Genomic DNA, 17104 nt, shown 5'->3' with positions numbered 1-17104 from the left:
CGGCTGTCCCTGATCCTCGCTGGAGGGGCACACGACTGACACCTTTCGCCACGGGGGCGCGCGCTGAGTACGACGTACGACGCCTTTGATCAGGCTAGAGCGGGGGGTGGGGGGCTGCCAGCCGAGCCGGGCAGCCCCGGCGGGTGGCGCCGGGGCTACCTGGAGTGGTGTCAGCGGTCCATCAGTACGAACACACCCCACCCGAGGTACTCGCGCTGGTACCTGGCGTGCCGGACTGGTGCCGTGGTGAGTTCCGCGCGCAGTTCGGCGGCGAGCTCGTCGTCGGGGTTGGCGTCGAGCCAGCGGCGGATGTTGAGCCACTGTGCCGCGGCGTAACGGTCCCAGCTGTCCTGGTCGGCGAGGACCATCTCGACGACGTCACAGCCCAGGGTCCCGAACTGTTCGAGCAGTTCCGGCAGCGGGAGCAGGTCGTCCTTGCGGGCCATGTGGCAGCCCTCGACGGTGGCCTGGTCCGCGGGCTCGCGGCGCCAGTACGGTTCGCCGATCAGCATCATGCCGCCGGGGAACGAGACTGCGCCGCAGGAGTTCGACGGTGCCCGCCACGCCTGAGCCGATCCAGGTGGCGCCGACGCAGGCGGCGATGTCGACGGGATCCTCGGCGATGTGGCCCGAGGCGTCCGCGTGCACGAAGCCGACCCGGTCGGCGACGCCCAGCTCCGCTGCCCGCGTACGGGCGGCGTCGAGGAAGACGGTGCTGATGTCGACCCCGGTGCCAAAGACACCGTGGTCCCGGGCCCAGGTGCACAGCAACTCGCCCTTGCCACAGGCGAGGTCGAGCACGCGGGTGCCCGGCGACGGGCTGATGGCCTGCCCCAGGATGGCCAGCTTCTCGCTGGTGAACGGGTTGCAGAGGCGATGACTGCTGTCGCGGATGGTGAAGCTACGTGGCAGATCCACTACAGGGGTTCCTTCGGTCCGTGGAAGTGAGAACGGCTGGGCCATGCGGCCGACGGGAGTTGGCCGCGAGAACCTGGACCGTCATCAAATGCACCTCTTCGGACGTGTGAAGGCTGGGACCGGCCGAGGGTACGGCCGCCGAGATCGCCGTGTCCATCGCATTTCAGCGGCGGTGGACCTCATGACCAGGCTCGATGTCATTTCCTCGACGGAACGATGACTTTCCCGCGCCGCGTCGGTCTGTACGCGTGAGACCGACTCGCGGGAGGCTGGCGCCATGCGGAAACTCATCTACGCCATGAACCTGTCCCTGGACGGCTATATCGCCGCGCCCGGCGACGACATCGGCTGGAGCGTGCCGAGCGACGAGCTGTTCCAGTTCTGGTCCGACCAGCTGGAGGCGACCGGCATCTCGCTGTACGGGCGCAAGCTGTGGCTGACGATGAGCTCCTACTGGCCGACCGGCGACCAGCAGCCGGGCGCCACCCCGGCCGAGATCGAGTTCGCGCACCGTTGGCGGGACATGTCGAAGGTGGTGTTCTCCTCGACGATCGACAAGGTCGACTGGAACACCCGCCTGGTCACCGGCGACGCGGTCGCTGAGATCACCCGGCTCAAGGCCGAGGACGGCGGCCCGATGGTCATCGGCGGCGCGACGCTCGCCGGGGCGGCCATGCGGGCCGGGCTGGTCGACGAGTACGTGCTGGCCACCGCGCCGGTCCTGGTGGGCGGCGGCACCCCGTTCTTCGCCGGGCTGGACAGCTGGGTGAACCTGAACCTGGTGGAAACGCGGACGTTTCCCTGCGGCGTGCTCCTGACCAGGTACGAGACGAGGCGCTGAGCGTCTGAGCAGCTGAGCGTCTGAGCGCCGCTGGACATGGGTCGGGCTAGCGGCGGCCCTTTCCGGCGTCGTACTGCCCGCACTGCCCCGTGAACACCGCTCCGAGTTCGGCGTCGAGGATCGATGCCGCGAGCTCCTTCGCGGGGGTTCCCTGCACGCCGTCCGGGTCGCGGTACACCTGGAGGGCCAGTCCGTCGGTGACCGCGGCGAGGCGCACCGCCGCGGGCCACGGGTCCAGGCCGGGCTCGACCTCGCCGCACTCCTTGCCGTTGCGCACGGCCTGGGCGACATCGGCGCGCAGCGCCCTCGCGGTCTCGATGTCGACCTCGGCGAGCGCGGGCGCGTCCAGGGCGCGCCCCGCGAACGCGCGCGTCACGCGGAACTCGGTGCGCCGGGTCGCGTCGAGCGGCAGGAGTTCGGTCATCCCCTCCGCCAACACCTCGGCGATGGGGCGACGGTGCTCGATGCCGGCCTGGATGCGTTCGTCGATCCGGCGCCGGACCTGGGCGCTCACATGCCGGAAGGCGTGCAGCAGCATCTCGTCCTTGGTGCGGAAGTAGTGCTGCACCAGGCCCACTGAGATGCCCGCGGCAGCGGCCGTGCGGGCGACGGTCACCGAGTCGAAGCCGTCCCCGGAGATGAGTTCGCACACCGCCACGGCGATCTGACGTCGCCGTTCTTCATGATCCGCTGTCCTCGCCACTTGATAACCGTATCAGGGTACGGTAAAAACCATATGGCTATACGGTATAGCCGTACGGTTATTGCGAGGAGCTGCCGTGTTTCCGTCCAGGTCCGGTCCTGAGTCCATACGTCTGCGCGGAGGGGCGGTGGGCGTCGTTCTGCTCCTGCTGGCACTGGTGGTCGGCGACCCGGCGTCGGCGTCGGCTCAGCCCGCCCGTCCCGGCGCGCCTGTCCCGCACGCCACGTACGACAGGCTCGACGACTTCGTGCGCGATCGCATGGCGGCCACCGGCACACCGGGACTCTCCTACGCCGTCGTGGGGCCCGACGGGCCGCTTCACCAGCGGTCTTGGGGCACCGACGGAAACGGTGGACGCGTCACGGAGAAGACTCCGTTCCTGTGGGGGTCGGTCGCCAAGCCCGTCACGGCCAGCGCCGTCATGACCCTCGTCCAGTCGGGCCGGCTCGGTCTCGACGACCGGGTCGTCGACCACGTTCCGAGCTTCCGCTTCGGCGGAACGGCGCACGCGTCGCGGGTCACCGTGCGGCACCTGCTGAGCCAGACCGCGGGACTCCCGGAGACGGAGACCTCCAAGGTCGCCGACTGCCTGGACGCCGACTGCCCCGACCCGGCGCGACGCCTGTCCGAACTGGAGGGCATCGAGCCGCTCGGCCCGCCCGGCTCGCGCTACCAGTACGCGAGCGCCAACTACCTCGCCCTGACCGCGGTCGTCGAAGCGGTCACGAAGCGCCCGTACGCCGAATACCTGCGCAGCGCCGTGCTCGACCCGGCCGGCATGAAGGGCGCGATCGCCGACGCGGCCTCGGCCCGTGAGCGCGCGCTGGCTCCCGGACACCAACTCCTGTGGGGCGTACCGTCCGCGATCGCGGACGGGGTCGACGACGACGGCGCCGGCTACGGCTATCTCGGCGGCGACCTGCGCGACTTGGCGGCCTTCGCGTCCTTCCAGCTCCGCGCGGGCAAGACCGCTGACGGCAGGACTGTCCTCACCCCCGAGTCCGTACGCCTCATGCGCGAGGAGGGCAGGCTGCGGCCGAGCGGCGACGGCACGGGATACGGCCTCGGCTGGCGCGTCGGGGGTCTGGACGCTCCCCTCGACAAGGCCGTCTGGCACACGGGCGCGACGCCCGGCTATGCGGCGATGCTCTTCCTCCTGCCCGAGCAGGGCACCGCCGTCGTCGTCCAGCAGAACCTGCACGGGCTCCTGCACGACGGGGCGGTCATGGAGGTCGGCTTCGGAGCCGCACGCATCCTCGCGGGCGGCGAACCTGCCGAAGCCGCCTCGGAGTTCACCTATCACGCCGCAGTCTGGACCACCACGGCCCTGGCCCTGCTGCTGCTCGCGGCCGCGATCCGCTCCGTCGTCCTGCTGCGGCGCAGGCGCGTGTACGCATCCGGGAAGCGTCTCGCCGTCGTGACCACGGCCTGGTGCGCGGTCGGCGCGCTGCCGGGCGTCGCGCTGCTCGCCCTGGTCCACCGGATGGAAGCGCGCCAACTCCTGAACTGGGTGCCCGATTCCTTCGTCGCCCTGTGCGTCGCGGCCGGTGCCGGTGCCGTGACGGTCGCATTGCGAGTCGTTCTCGCGCTGCGGGACATTGCTCGCGGGCGCGCGGGGGCGGAACCTTTCGAGGCGGCCGGGCGACTGGACGACCGGGCGACTGGACGACTGGACGACGGCAAGGCGACCGTCAGCGGGTGAGGTCCCGTGACGCCTGCGACGCCCCCCCGCGATTCCATCAGCTCCGCGAGGTCCCCCTATGACGTCGCGCTCGCCGGCAGATCCGCTGCCCGTTCCGGCCTGTCCGCCGCCGCTCGCAGCGTCAGGACCATCGTGAGGCCGCCGCCCGGGGTGTCCTCGGCGGTCAGCGTGGAGCCCATCGCCTCCGCGAAGCCGCGGGCGACGGCGAGGCCCAGGCCGACCCCGGCGCCGCGCGGGGCGTCGCCGTAGCGCTGGAACGGGGCGAAAATACGGTCCTTGGCCTCGTCCGGGACACCGGGGCCGCGGTCCACCACCCGCACCTCGACCCGGTCCGCCATCGCGCTGGCCGAGACGAGGACGGGGCGGTCGTCGGGGGTGTACTTGACGGCGTTCTCGACGACGTTCGCCACGGTCCGCTCCAGCAGGCCGGGGTCCACGACCACCATCGGGAGCGTCTCGGGGATGTCGAGTTCCACCAGATGCAGGCTGTCGTCCGGTACGCCTCCCAGGGCCATCGGGACGACCTCGTCGAGGTCGATCTCCCGGACGAGCGGGGTGACGGTGCCGGTCTGGAGACGCGACATGTCGAGAAGGTTCCCCACGAGGTGGTCGAGGCGGTCCGCGCCCTGCTCTATCGCCTCCAGGAGGTCGGCCTGGTCCTGCTCGGACCACTCGATGTCGTCCGAACGCAGCGACGACACCGACGCCTTGATGCCCGCCAGCGGGGTGCGCAGGTCGTGGCTGACGGCGGCGAGCAGCGCGGTGCGGGTGCGGTTTCCCTCGGCGAGGGTGCGGGCCTGGTCCGCCTCGGACCGCAGGCGCTGCCGTTCGATGACCACCACGGCCTGGGCGGCGAAGGCGGCGAGGACCCGGCGGTCCTCCGCCGGCAGGACGCGGCCCGAGAGCACCAGTGCCATGTCGTCGCCGACCGGCATGTCGACGTCCGCGTCCTCCGGGCGGTCGGTGACCGGGTGAGGTCCGACGCTGCCCACGCAGGTCCAGGGTGCGGTCTCGCTCTCCCGCTCCAGGAGGGCGACGGACTCCATCGCGAATGTCTCCCGTACGCGTTCCAGCAGGGCGTCGAGAGTCGTCTCGCCGCGCAGCACGCTGCCCGCGAGGAACGAGAGCACCTCGGACTCGGCGCGCAGCCGGGCCGCCTGGTGGGTGCGGCGGGCCGCCAGGTCGACGACGGAGGCCACGGACACCGCGACCCCTACGAAGATCGCGAGAGCGACGATGTTCTTCGGGTCGGAGATGGTGAGCTTGTGGACCGGCGGCGTGTAGAACCAGTTGAGCAGCAGGGAGCCGACCGCCGCCGAGGCGAGCGCGGGGAGGAGCCCGCCGAGCAGCGCCGTCGCCACGGTCACCGTGAGGAAGAGCAGCATGTCGTTGGCGAGGCCGAGACCGGGCGCGAGGCCGCTCAGGAACAGGGTGAGCAGGGCGGGGCCCAGGGTGCCGGTCAGCCAGCCCCACAGCTTGCGCGATCGGCCGAGGCCGGCGTGTGCGGACGGCACGAGCCCGCGCCCCGCGCCGATCTCGTCGTGGGTGACCAGGTGGACGTCGAGGTCCGGGCCGGACTCGCGGGCGACGGTCGCGCTGACGCCCGGCCCGAAGACGTACTGCCAGGACTTTCGCCGCGAGACGCCGAGGACGATCTGGGTCGCGTTCACGCCGCGCGCGAAATCGAGCAGCGAGGTGGAGATGTCCTCGCCGACGACGTGGTGGAAGGTGCCGCCCAGGTCCTCCACCAGCGTGCGCTGCACGGCGAGTTCCTTGGGCGAGGCGGCGGTGAGGCCGTCGCTGCGGGCGATGTAGACCGCGAGCACCTCGCCGCCCGCTCCCTTCTCCGCGAGCCGTGCCGCACGCCTGATGAGCGTGCGGCCCTCGGGGCCGCCGGTGAGACCGACGACGATGCGCTCGCGCGAGCCCCAGATCTTGGAGACGCGGTGTTCGCTGCGGTACTCCTGCAGATACTCGTCGACCCGGTCGGCGACCCACAGCAGGGCCAACTCCCGCAGTGCGGTGAGGTTTCCGGGCCGGAAGTAGTTCGAGAGCGCCGCGTCGACCTTGTCGGACTTGTAGATGTTGCCGTGGGCCATACGCCGGCGCAGCGCCTGCGGGGACATGTCGACCAGCTCGATCTGGTCGGCGCGGCGCACGACCTCGTCGGGGACGGTCTCCTTCTGCCGTACGCCGGTGATCGACTCGACGACGTCACCGAGAGACTCCAGGTGCTGGATGTTGACCGTCGACACCACATCGATGCCGGCCGCCAGAAGCTCCTCGATGTCCTGCCAGCGCTTGGTGTTGCGGGAGCCGGGCACGTTCGTGTGCGGCAGTTCGTCGACCATCGCGACCGCGGGGCCGCGCGCCAGCACGGCGTCGACGTCCATCTCGGTGAAAACGGTGTCCCGGTACTCCAGTTGCTTGCGCGGCACCTGTTCCAGGCCGTGCAGCATGACCTCGGTGCGTGGCCGGTCGTGGTGCTCGACGAAGGCGACGACGCAGTCGGTGCCGCGCTCGACGCGGCGATGCGCCTCGGAGAGCATCGCGTACGTCTTGCCGACGCCGGGCGCCGCGCCCAGGTAGATGCGGAGCTTGCCGCGGGCCATGGTCAGTCGCCGTCCCGGTTCTCGAAGCGGTAGCCCATGCCGGGCTCGGTGAGCAGGTAGTGGGGGTGCGACGGGTCGGGTTCGAGCTTGCGTCGCAGCTGCGCCATGTAGACGCGCAGGTAGTTGGTCTTGTTGGCGGTGGTGCCCCAGACCTCTTTCAGCAGGTCGCGCTGGCTGATCAGGTGCCCGGGACGGGAGACGAGGATCTCCAGCAGATGCCACTCCGTGGGCGTGAGCCGGACGTCCCGGCCCTGACGCGTCGCCTTCTTCGCGAAGAGGTTCAGCGTGAAGTCCGGCGTCCTGATGACCGCGGTCTCGGCGGGTGGCGGCCCGGCCTCCGTCCGGCGCGCCGCCGCGCGCACCCGGGCGAGGAGTTCGTCCATGCTGAACGGCTTGGTCACGTAGTCGTCGGCGCCCGCGTCGAGCGCGGCGACCTTCTCGTTCGAGGACGTACGTGCCGAGAGGACCAGTATCGGTGTCCTGCTCCAGGCCCGCAGTGCCTTGATCACGTCGACGCCGTCCATATCGGGCAGACCCAGGTCGAGCACGACGAGGTCGGGCTGCCGCAGGGCGGCGAGGCGGAGCGCGGTGGTGCCGTCGGGTGCGGCGTCCACGTCGTACTTCCGTGCCTGCATGTTGATCACGAGGGCTCGGGCGAGCTGGGCGTCGTCCTCCACCACCAGTACCCGCGTCATCGGTGTGCGCCTTTCATTGCGTATTCCTGTCATGGCTACGGGAGCCGGCGGTCCCGGAACGGATCCGGGGCCGCCGACTCCCGTGCGGTTCGCCTAAGCCCATGGGTTCCACGGTCAGTTCTTCGCCGCGAGGTCCTTGAGGGCGATGTTGAGTTCGAGGACGTTCACGCGGGGCTCCCCCATGAAGCCCAGGATCCGCCCGTCGACGTGGTCGGCGACCAGCTTGTCGACCTGCTGCACGTCCAGGTGGTTCTTCTCGGCGACGCGGTGTGCCTGGAGTTCGGCGTACGCGGGCGAGATGTGCGGGTCGAGGCCCGAGCCCGAGGAAGTGACGGCCTCGGCCGGCACGTCGGAGGGCTTGACCTTGAAGTCGGCCGTGGAGTTGTCCTTGACGACGGCCGCCTTGGCGTCCTTGACCTGCTTGATCAGGTCCTTGTTGTCGCCGGCCAGGTTGGTGGCGCCGGAGAGGATCAGCTGGTACTGGGTGTTGACGCTGTTCTCGCCGAGCCCGTTGGACGGGCGGGGCTGGAACCACTTCAGGTCGGGCTTGCCGTCCTTGGTGAGATAGGTCTGCCCGATGAGCGACGAACCGACCACCTTGCCGCCGGACTTGATCTCCGAGCCGTTGGCCTTGTCGTTGAAGGCGACCTGGGCGATCCCGGTGACGGCGAGCGGGTAGATGACGCCGCAGATCACGGTGAGCACGATCAGGGCGCGCAGGCCCGCCGACAGCAACCGGCCGGTGTTTCGTACGGAGTTGTTCATGGCCGTCAGCCGATCCCGGGGATGAGAGAGATGAGTACGTCGATGATCTTGATGCCGATGAACGGGGCGATGAGCCCGCCGAGCCCGTAGATCCCGAGGTTGCGGCGGAGCAGCTTGTCGGCGCTCACCGGCCGGTACTGGACGCCCTTCAGGGCGAGCGGCACCAGCGCGATGATGATGATCGCGTTGAAGATGACCGCGGACAGGATCGCGGAGTCGGGGCTGGACAGGTTCATGATGTTGAGCTTGTCCAGGCCCGGGTAGACCGCGGCGAACAGCGCCGGGATGATCGCGAAGTACTTCGCGACGTCGTTGGCGATCGAGAAGGTCGTCAACGCGCCCCGTGTGATGAGGAGTTGCTTGCCGATCTCGACGATCTCGATCAACTTGGTGGGGTTGGAGTCGAGGTCGACCATGTTGCCGGCCTCCTTGGCGGCCGACGTACCCGTGTTCATCGCCACGCCCACGTCCGCCTGGGCCAGGGCGGGCGCGTCGTTGGTGCCGTCGCCGGTCATCGCGACGAGCTTGCCGCCGGCCTGCTCGCGCTTGATCAGCGCCATCTTGTCCTCGGGCGTGGCCTCGGCGAGGAAGTCGTCCACGCCCGCCTCGTCCGCGATGGCCTTGGCGGTCAGCGGGTTGTCGCCCGTGATCATCACCGTCTTGATGCCCATCCGGCGCAGCTCGACGAAGCGCTCCCGCATGCCGTCCTTGACGACGTCCTTGAGGTGGATGACCCCCAGAACGCGGGCGCCCTTGCCGTCCTCGATCGCGACGAGCAGCGGCGTACCGCCCGCCTCGGAGATCTCGTTCGACAGCCGGTCGGCCTCCTCGGAGACCTGGCCGCCCTGCTCCTTGACCCAGGTGATGACCGAGCCCGTGGCGCCCTTGCGGATCTTGCGCCCGTCGACGTCCACCCCGGACATCCGGGTCTGCGCCGTGAACTCGATCCAGGTGGCACCGGTCAGCTCGCCCTGGTGGCGCTCGCGCAGGCCGTACTTCTCCTTCGCGAGTACGACGACGGAGCGGCCCTCGGGCGTCTCGTCGGCCAGCGACGACAGCTGGGCGGCGTCCGCCAGTTCGGCGGCGGTGGTGCCGCGCACTGGCACGAACTCGGCGGCCTGCCGGTTGCCGAGCGTGATCGTGCCGGTCTTGTCGAGCAGCAGCGTCGACACGTCACCGGCGGCCTCGACGGCCCGCCCCGACATGGCGAGGACGTTCCGCTGCACCAGCCGGTCCATGCCCGCGATGCCGATCGCCGACAGCAGCGCACCAATGGTGGTCGGGATCAGGCAGACCAGCAGGGCCACCAGGACGACCATGCTGAGGTGCTTGCCCGCGTAGTCGGCGAGCGGCGGCAGTGTGGCCACGGCGAGCAGGAAGACGATGGTGAGCGACGCGAGCAGGATGTTCAGCGCGATCTCGTTGGGCGTCTTCTGCCGGGCCGCGCCCTCGACCAGGTTGATCATGCGGTCGATGAACGTCTCGCCGGGCTTCGTCGTGATCTTGATGACGATCCGGTCGGAGAGCACCTTCGTGCCACCGGTCACCGCGGACCGGTCACCGCCCGACTCCCGGATGACCGGGGCCGATTCACCGGTGATCGCCGACTCGTCGACGGACGCGACACCCTCGACGACGTCACCGTCGCCGGGGATCACGTCGCCCGCCTCGCAGACGACCAGATCACCGATGCGCAGCTCGGTGCCCGGCACCGACTCTTCGGTGCCGCCGTTGAGGCGGCGCGCCACGGTGTCGGTCTTGGCCTTGCGCAGGGTGTCCGCCTGCGCCTTGCCGCGGCCCTCGGCCACCGCCTCCGCCAGGTTGGCGAAGATCACCGTCAGCCACAGCCAGGCGCTGATCGCCCAGCCGAACCAGTCGGACGGGTCCTTGAAGGAGAACACGGTCGTCAGGACCGAGCCGACCAGGACCACGAACATGACCGGCGACTTGACCATCACGCGCGGGTCAAGCTTGCGGCAGGCGTCCGGCAGCGACTTGACCAGCTGCTTCGGGTCGAAGAGGCCCGCGCCGACCTTGCCTTCCTCCGGCTTGTGGCCGGTCGGCACGTCCTGGTGCGGCGCCCGCGTGGGTGTGACTGTGGACATCGCGTCCTCTGGATTCTCCGAACTCGGCGAGTTCTTGGTCTTCTTGGTGTCGGTGCCCATCTACGCCAGCCCCTCGGCGAGCGGCCCGAGCGCGAGCGCCGGGAAGTAGGTGAGTCCGGTGATGATCAGGATCGTGCCGACCAGGAGGCCCGTGAACAGCGGCTTCTCGGTACGCAGGGTGCCCTCGGTCTCCGGGACCGGCTTCTGCTCGGCCAGCGAACCGGCGAGCGCGAGCACGAAGACCATCGGCAGGAAACGGCCGAGCAGCATCGCGATGCCGATCGTGGTGTTGAACCAGTTCGTGTCCGCGCTCAGCCCCGCGAAGGCCGAACCGTTGTTGTTGGCCCCGGAAGTGAAGGCGTACAGAATCTCGGAGAATCCGTGCGCGCCGCCGTTCAGCATGGAGTCCTTCGGCGTCGACAGGGCCATCGAGAGCGCCGTGAAGGTCAGGACGAGCGCCGGCGTGATGAGGATGTAGCAGGCCGCGAACTTGATCTCGCGCGTGCCGATCTTCTTGCCCAGGTACTCCGGCGTACGGCCGACCATCAGCCCCGCGATGAACACCGCGATGATCGCCATGATCAGCATGCCGTAGAGGCCCGAGCCCACGCCGCCGGGCGCGATCTCGCCGAGCTGCATTCCCAGCATGGTGATGCCGCCGCCGAGACCGGTGTAGGAGGAGTGGAAGGAGTCCACCGCGCCGGTCGAGGTGAGCGTCGTGGAGACCGCGAAGATCGACGAGCCGCCGATGCCGAAGCGGGTCTCCTTGCCCTCCATCGCGCCGCCGGCCAGGTCGAAGGCGGGGCCGTGGTGGGAGAACTCGGTCCACATCATCAGTGCGACGAAGCCGACCCAGATCGTCGCCATGGTGGCGAGGATCGCGTAACCCTGCTTGATCGAACCGACCATCTTGCCGAAGGTGCGGGTCAGCGAGAACGGGATGAGCAGGATCAGGAAGATCTCGAAGAGGTTGGAGAACGCGTTGGGGTTCTCGAAGGGGTGGGCCGAGTTGGCGTTGAAGTAACCGCCGCCGTTGGTGCCGAGCTCCTTGATGACCTCCTGGGAAGCGACGGCACCGCCGTTCCACTCCTGCGTGCCGCCCATGAACTGGCCGACCTCGTGGATGCCGGAGAAGTTCTGGATGGCGCCGCAGGCGACCAGGACGATCGCGCCGATCACCGAGATCGGTACGAGGATGCGGACGACGCCGCGCACCAGGTCGGCCCAGAAGTTGCCCAGCTCACCGGTACGCGAACGGGCGAAGCCGCGCACGAGCGCGACGGCGACCGCGATGCCCACGGCGGCCGAGACGAAGTTCTGCACCGCGAGACCGGCGGTCTGCACGACGTGGCCCATGGCCTGTTCGCCGTAGTACGACTGCCAGTTGGTGTTGGAGACGAAGGACGCGGCGGTGTTGAACGCCTGGTCCGGGTCGATCGCCTTGAAGCCGAGCGAGCCGGGCAGCGACCCCTGCAGCCGCTGCAGCAGATAGAGGAACAGGACGCTCACCGCGGAGAACGCGAGGACGCCGCGCAGGTACGCGGTCCAGCGCATCTCGGCGTTGGGGTTGGCGCCGATGCCCTTGTAGATCCACTTCTCCACCCGGAGGTGCTTCTCGGAGGAGTAGACCCGGGCCATGTAGTCGCCGAGGGGACGGTACGCCAGTGCCAGCGCCGCGATGAGCGCGAGCAGCTGGAGCACACCGGCAAGAACGGGGCTCATATCTGTGCTCAGAACCTCTCCGGGTAGACGAGGGCGAGGACGAGATAGCCCAGCAGGGCGACGGCCACGACGAGGCCGACGATGTTCTCGGCGGTCACAGCTTCGTCACCCCCTTGGCGACGAGTGCCACCAGCGCGAAGACCGCGATCGTGGTGACGACGAAGGCCACGTCGGCCATCGTGAGCTCCCGGAGATGAGGTTCGGAACGGAATGGACGTCTAGAGGAAACTCCCAGAAATGGCCGGTTCCGATCCCTATTGACGTGTCCCTTACGGCGCACTGCACACCTTTGACAGAGTCCATACGCGTCGCGTGGTGCGCCGCACGCCGGACCCGTCGATTCAGGACTGCCGGGAGGGTGATCCCGGTCAGGGCCGCCGGTCCGTCGGATGCGGCTGTACGCCCGTCATCAGCACATCGAGGCCCCGCCGCGTCGTCGCGAGGATCACCCGGTCGTCGGCCCGCAGCACGCGTCCGTGCGGTGGCCGCCAGTCGAACCCCGGCCCGCCCCGGTCGAGGCGGATCCCGGCGAGGGTGTCCGTCTCCGCGGCGGCGGACTCCACCGGCGATCCGGCCGGTCCGGCCGGTCCGACCGCGAGGACCCGCCACGCGTTGGCACGGAACGCTGCGTGCACCGACCGGCCCTCCAGCTCGGGGTGCCCGGCCACGTCGACGACGGTGAACAACAGCGAGCCGCGCTCGACCGGCATCACGCCCAGCACGTGCCGGCCCATCATCGCCGCCGCGAACGACGGCGCGGCCAGCGCGGAGACACTGCGGCTGCGGGTCGGGGCATCCGGGTAGGAGGCGCGCAGGGTGCGCTGCACGGTGGCGGCGAAATCGTCGTCGTACAGACGCATCACGACCCGGACGGCCGGGTTCGCCTCGCGTGCCGCCATCACGATCTCCAGGTTCTCCCCGTCGTCGCGGGTGAGGACGAGCAGGGACCGGCTGCGCCGGATGCCCGCCTGGTCGAGAACCTCGGCCGCGCCCGCGTCACCCAGCACGAGGGGTACGCCGAGCTCCCGGGCCAGGGCGGCACCACGGGCCTGCGGGTCACGCTCGACGACGACCACCTGGTGCTCGGTGGTGTGCAGCTGGGCCAGGACACGGGTGCCCACCTTGCCGAGGCCCACCAGGACGATGTGGTCGGTGGTGGCCCGGGCGGGCGGGTGGTTCGCCGATGCCGTACGGAACGCCTCGGTGGCGTTCATGGCCGCCGCCACGACGAGCGGCAGCACCGCCAGCCCGGTGAAACCGGCGATGAGCTGGAGCCAGCGCCGCACCGCGCCGTCCCCGGTGGCCGGGTCGCCCATGGTGAAGATGTCGAGCAGCGGGAGATAGACGTTCTTCCACCAGGGGGCCTCGTGCGCGAAGAGGGCGGTCGCGGCGGAGAGGGCGACGACGATGACCGCCAACGCCCCGAAGACCGCGATGACTTCGCGCGCGAGGAAGACCTTCCACGGCAGATGCGCGAGCCGGCCGCGCAGCCAGCCGCCCGCCCGCTGGGGCGGCGGTGCCGGATGGGGGCGGTGCTGGGTGACGGTGACCTCCTCCAGCATCAGACGGCCGTGCGTGAACTGTCTGCGGTCCGCGGTGCGGGTGTCCGGCAGCAGCTGCGTGCCCTCCTCGCCCGGGGTCTCCGGGCTGTCCTCGCTGGCCGGGTCGTGTTCGTCGGTGCCGGACAGGACCGCCAGCGTCGCGAGGTCGGAGGAGCGCGGTGAGGCACCGGCGGGCCGCACGACGCCGCGGAACACCTTGCCTTCGACGAGCAGGGTGTGACCATGACCGAGCGCGGCTGCCGCGACGAGTTCGGGCACGGCGGTGTCGGCGTCGGACAGGACGGTGGTGGACATGTCGAGCAGCGGGTCCTCCGCACCGCCCGACACGGCGGCCGTCCGGTCGAGCAGCCGCTCCAGATGGCGGCCGCGGCCCCGGTTGAACATACGGACCACCAGGCGGATGGACGGATTGAGGCCACGGGCGAGGAGCGCGGCCGTCAGGTTCACCTGGTCGTCCCGGTAGGTCAGGGCCAGCGCGGCGGCCCGGTCCACCCCGGCGGCGCGCAGGGTCTGCTCGTCGGGGCGGGCGGCCACGAGGAGCTCGACCGGTGAGTGCGGATCGCGGTGCAGGGCGGCGATCTCCGCGCCGTGCTCGTCGCGCCGGGTCGGCAGCACCACCGTGACGGCCTCACCGCACACGGCGTCCAGCTCGACGGCGAGCCGGTGCGCCAGGCCGTCGTCACCACAGATGACCATGTGCTGGGACCGTTGACCGGATGCCGTACGTATATGGAGTGTTGACGTCACGTCAGTCGACCAGGGCCGTCCGGGCGCCGACCCCGGCCCCTGCTCCGTCCGCGAAGGGCATCGACAGGACCATCGTGAGGCCGCCACCCGGGGTGTCCTCCGGTGTGAGGGTCCCGTCCATGGCCTCGGTCAGACCGCGGGACAGCGCGAGGCCGAGACCGAGCCCCGTCGTGTTGTCGGTGTCACCGAGCCGCTGGAACGGCTCGAAGAGCCGGTCGCGCCCGTCCGGTGGCAGGCCGGGTCCCTGGTCGACGACCCGCAGTTCCACCCGCCCCGCGTGCGCGCTCGCGGAGAGCAGGACGGTGCGGCCGGGCGGTGTGTGGCGTGCGGCGTTGGAGACGAGGTTGGCGACGACGCGTTCGAGCAGCGGTGGGTCGGCGAGCACGTCGGGGATCTCCGCCAGGTCCCGTACGTCGACGGGCGGTGCGTCCGCGGGCAGTGAGTCGAGGGCGGTCGGCAGGACTTCCTCCAGTGCGGTGGCACGCAGATCGAGGGTGAGGGCACCGGCCTGGAGGCGGCTGAGGTCCAGGAGGTTCTCGACGAGGTGGCTGAGCCTGGCCATGGACTCGTCGGCGGTGGCGAGCAGTTCGGCCCGGTCCTCGACCGAGAACTCCACGTCGGAGCTGCGCAGCGAGGTGACGGCGGCCCACCCGGCGGCCAGCGGGGTGCGCAGGTCGTGGCCGACCGCCCGCAGCAGCGCCGTACGCATCCGGTCCGCGGCCTTGACGGGTTCCACCTCGGCGGCCACCTCTGCCAGCCGGCCCCGCTCCACCGCCGCGCCGACATGCGCGGCGAACGCGGCGAGCACCCGGCGCTCGGACGACGGCAGGGAACGGCCCCGCAGGACGAGATGCGTGCCAGGGCCCGCGGGCACGGCGGTCACCGCACCGTCGGTATCGGGAGGCTGCTCCACGAGGTCGGCGGACTCGACGCCGAAGGTCTCCCGGGCGCGTTCGAGCAGGGCCGGGATGGTGGCCCCGCCCCGCACGATCGTGCCCGCGAGCGACGACATGGTCTCCGCCTCCGCCGTGGCCCTGGCCGACCTGCGTGCCAGGCGCAGCGAGCGGTCCACGACACCGGCCACCGTCGCGGCGACGACCGCGAAGACGGCGACGGCGATCACCGCGTTGGCGTCGGCGAACGAGAAGTGGCCGATCGGCGGGATGAACCAGTAGTTGAGCAGCAGCGACGCGGTGACCGACGCGACAACCGCCGAGAGGACGCCCCCTATGCAGGCCACCCCGACCACGGACAGCAGGAACAGCAGTGCCTCGCTGGTCAGATCGAGGCGGTCGCGGGCCGCGTCCAGATCGAGCAGCCACGTCAGCGCCATCGGAAGCAGCAGCCCCACGACCGGTCCGGCCACCCGGCGTGGCCCCGACAACGTACGCCGACGAGAGGGCAACAGCGTTCCCCGGCCCGCGCGTTCATGGGTGACGGTGTGGACGTCGATGTCACCGGACAGGGCGACGACCGTCTCGCCCGTGCCACGGCCCCCGAGGAAGCGTTCCAGGCGGCCACGCCTGCTGGTGCCGAGGACGAGTTGCGTGGCGTTCTCCGCGCGGGCGAACTCCACCAGGGCGCCGGCCACGTCGTCGCCGACGACCGAGTGGTAGCTGCCGCCGAGGTCCTCGACGAGGCGCCGCTGCCGGGCGAGTGAGGCGTGCGAGGCGCCGGCGGCGAGGCCGTCGCTGCGGGTGACGTGGACGGCGAGCAGGTCACCGCCCGCGGCCCGGTCGGCGATCCGGGCCGCCCTGCGGATCAGGGTGTCGCCCTCGGCGCCGCCGGTCAGGGCGACGACGACGCGCTCCCGGGTCTCCCAGACGCCGCCGATGCCGTGCTCGAAGCGGTAGCTCTGCAGCGACTCGTCGACCCGGTCGGCGACCCAGAGCAGCGCCAACTGCCGCAGGGCGGTGAGGTTTCCGGTGCGGAAGTAGTTCGCGAGCGCGGCGTCGACCTTCTCCGGGCGGTAGATGTCGCCGTGTGCCATACGCCGTCGCAGACCCTCGGGCTCCATGTCGACGAGTTCGATCTGGCCGGCGCGGCGGACCACGTCGTCGGGGACCGTCTCCGCCTGCGGCACCCTGGTGATCTTCTCGACGACGTCGCTCAGGGACTCCAGATGGTGGATGTTGAGCGCCGTGATGACGTCGATCCCGGCGGTCAGGAGCCGGTCGACGTCCTGCCAGCGTTTGGGGTTGCGGCCGGCGCCGGGGACGTTGGAGTGCGCGTACTCGTCGACGACGGCCACCTCGGGGCGCCGGGCGAGCAGGGCGTCGAGGTCCAGCTCGGTGAACTCGCCGCCGTGGTAGGCGCAGTGGGTGCGGGGGAGGAGTTCCAGACCTTCCAGCATGCGTTCGGTGCCCGCCCGCCCGTGGCACTCCACCAGGCCCACGACCACATCGGCGCCGCGCGCCGCCCTGCGCCGGGCCTCGTCGAGCATGCGGTAGGTCTTGCCGACCCCCGGGGCGGCCCCGAGGTAGACCTTCAGCCGGCCGCGGCGTACGTCGCTCATCGCAGAGTGGACTCTCCGTTCACGGGCACTCAACTCCCCTGTGTCTCCAGTCGTGTACGGCCCACTGAAGCCGCTCCCACGGATGAGGGTCACGGATCTTGGCGCAACCCTGGCGTCGGCCACCAGGACCTTGACACGCCCCTGACGGGCATGCGGGCCGATAGGGTGAAGGCGGTGCGCCGGGAAGTCTGGTCGGCCGGAACCCGCGAGGGCTCCG

General features: G+C 70.5%; 11 protein-coding genes and 1 pseudogene. 2 read left to right on the top strand and 10 right to left on the bottom strand.

All coding sequences use genetic code 11. The annotated features are described in order from the left end of the window. Positions 1 to 170 precede the first annotated feature (170 nt). Positions 171 to 918: pseudogene (locus tag ACIBKX_RS14250) on the bottom strand (SAM-dependent methyltransferase). 277 nt (positions 919 to 1195) lie between these two features. Between ACIBKX_RS14250 and ACIBKX_RS14245 the strand changes: the two are divergent. Next, positions 1196 to 1759 (top strand): dihydrofolate reductase family protein, encoded by a 564-nt coding sequence (locus ACIBKX_RS14245; protein ID WP_363272070.1) that lies wholly within the window; start codon positions 1196 to 1198, stop codon positions 1757 to 1759. 46 nt (positions 1760 to 1805) lie between these two features. Here the strand turns inward: ACIBKX_RS14245 and ACIBKX_RS14240 are convergent, their stop codons facing one another. Continuing rightward, positions 1806 to 2462 (bottom strand): TetR/AcrR family transcriptional regulator, encoded by a 657-nt coding sequence (locus ACIBKX_RS14240; protein WP_363272069.1) that lies wholly within the window; start codon positions 2460 to 2462, stop codon positions 1806 to 1808. A 127-nt stretch (positions 2463 to 2589) separates the two neighbouring features. Here ACIBKX_RS14240 and ACIBKX_RS14235 point away from each other — a divergent pair, with 127 nt between their 5' ends. Then, entirely contained in the window at positions 2590 to 4164 is a 1575-nt protein-coding gene (locus tag ACIBKX_RS14235) for a serine hydrolase domain-containing protein (protein ID WP_363272068.1), read from the top strand. A 56-nt stretch (positions 4165 to 4220) separates the two neighbouring features. Here the strand turns inward: ACIBKX_RS14235 and ACIBKX_RS14230 are convergent, their stop codons facing one another. From ACIBKX_RS14230 to ACIBKX_RS14195, 8 genes are all read right to left on the bottom strand, one after another. Then, positions 4221 to 6776 (bottom strand): sensor histidine kinase KdpD, encoded by a 2556-nt coding sequence (locus tag ACIBKX_RS14230; protein WP_363272067.1) that lies wholly within the window; start codon positions 6774 to 6776, stop codon positions 4221 to 4223. Between the two features lie 2 nt (positions 6777 to 6778). Further along, positions 6779 to 7471 carry a response regulator transcription factor gene (locus tag ACIBKX_RS14225; protein ID WP_363272066.1) on the bottom strand — a complete coding sequence of 231 codons (693 nt, stop codon included), beginning with the start codon at positions 7469 to 7471 and terminating at the stop codon, positions 6779 to 6781. Positions 7472 to 7585: 114 nt separating this feature from the next. Beyond that, on the bottom strand, positions 7586 to 8236 hold the full coding sequence (locus ACIBKX_RS14220; RefSeq protein WP_399375763.1) for a potassium-transporting ATPase subunit C: 651 nt from the start codon (positions 8234 to 8236) through the stop codon (positions 7586 to 7588). Positions 8237 to 8241: 5 nt separating this feature from the next. Then, positions 8242 to 10401: a potassium-transporting ATPase subunit KdpB gene (gene kdpB, locus ACIBKX_RS14215; RefSeq protein ID WP_399375762.1), complete on the bottom strand. Its 2160-nt coding sequence runs from the start codon at positions 10399 to 10401 to the stop codon at positions 8242 to 8244. Then, a complete protein-coding gene (kdpA, locus tag ACIBKX_RS14210) occupies positions 10402 to 12063 on the bottom strand; it encodes a potassium-transporting ATPase subunit KdpA (protein WP_363275737.1) in 1662 nt (553 codons plus the stop codon). A gap of 8 nt (positions 12064 to 12071) precedes the next feature. Beyond that, positions 12072 to 12161 (bottom strand): K(+)-transporting ATPase subunit F, encoded by a 90-nt coding sequence (gene kdpF, locus ACIBKX_RS14205; RefSeq protein ID WP_175264873.1) that lies wholly within the window; start codon positions 12159 to 12161, stop codon positions 12072 to 12074. 270 nt (positions 12162 to 12431) lie between these two features. Then, a complete protein-coding gene (locus ACIBKX_RS14200; RefSeq protein WP_363275738.1) occupies positions 12432 to 14321 on the bottom strand; it encodes an NAD-binding protein in 1890 nt (629 codons plus the stop codon). 52 nt (positions 14322 to 14373) lie between these two features. Continuing rightward, positions 14374 to 16887 carry an ATP-binding protein gene (locus ACIBKX_RS14195; RefSeq protein WP_363275739.1) on the bottom strand — a complete coding sequence of 838 codons (2514 nt, stop codon included), beginning with the start codon at positions 16885 to 16887 and terminating at the stop codon, positions 14374 to 14376. Positions 16888 to 17104 lie beyond the last annotated feature (217 nt).

This window comes from Streptomyces sp. NPDC050658 (genome assembly GCF_044457025.1).
GTDB lineage: Bacteria > Actinomycetota > Actinomycetes > Streptomycetales > Streptomycetaceae > Streptomyces.
Note: the sequence above shows the minus strand (reverse complement) of the source record. Positions and strands in the feature narration are given on the sequence as shown.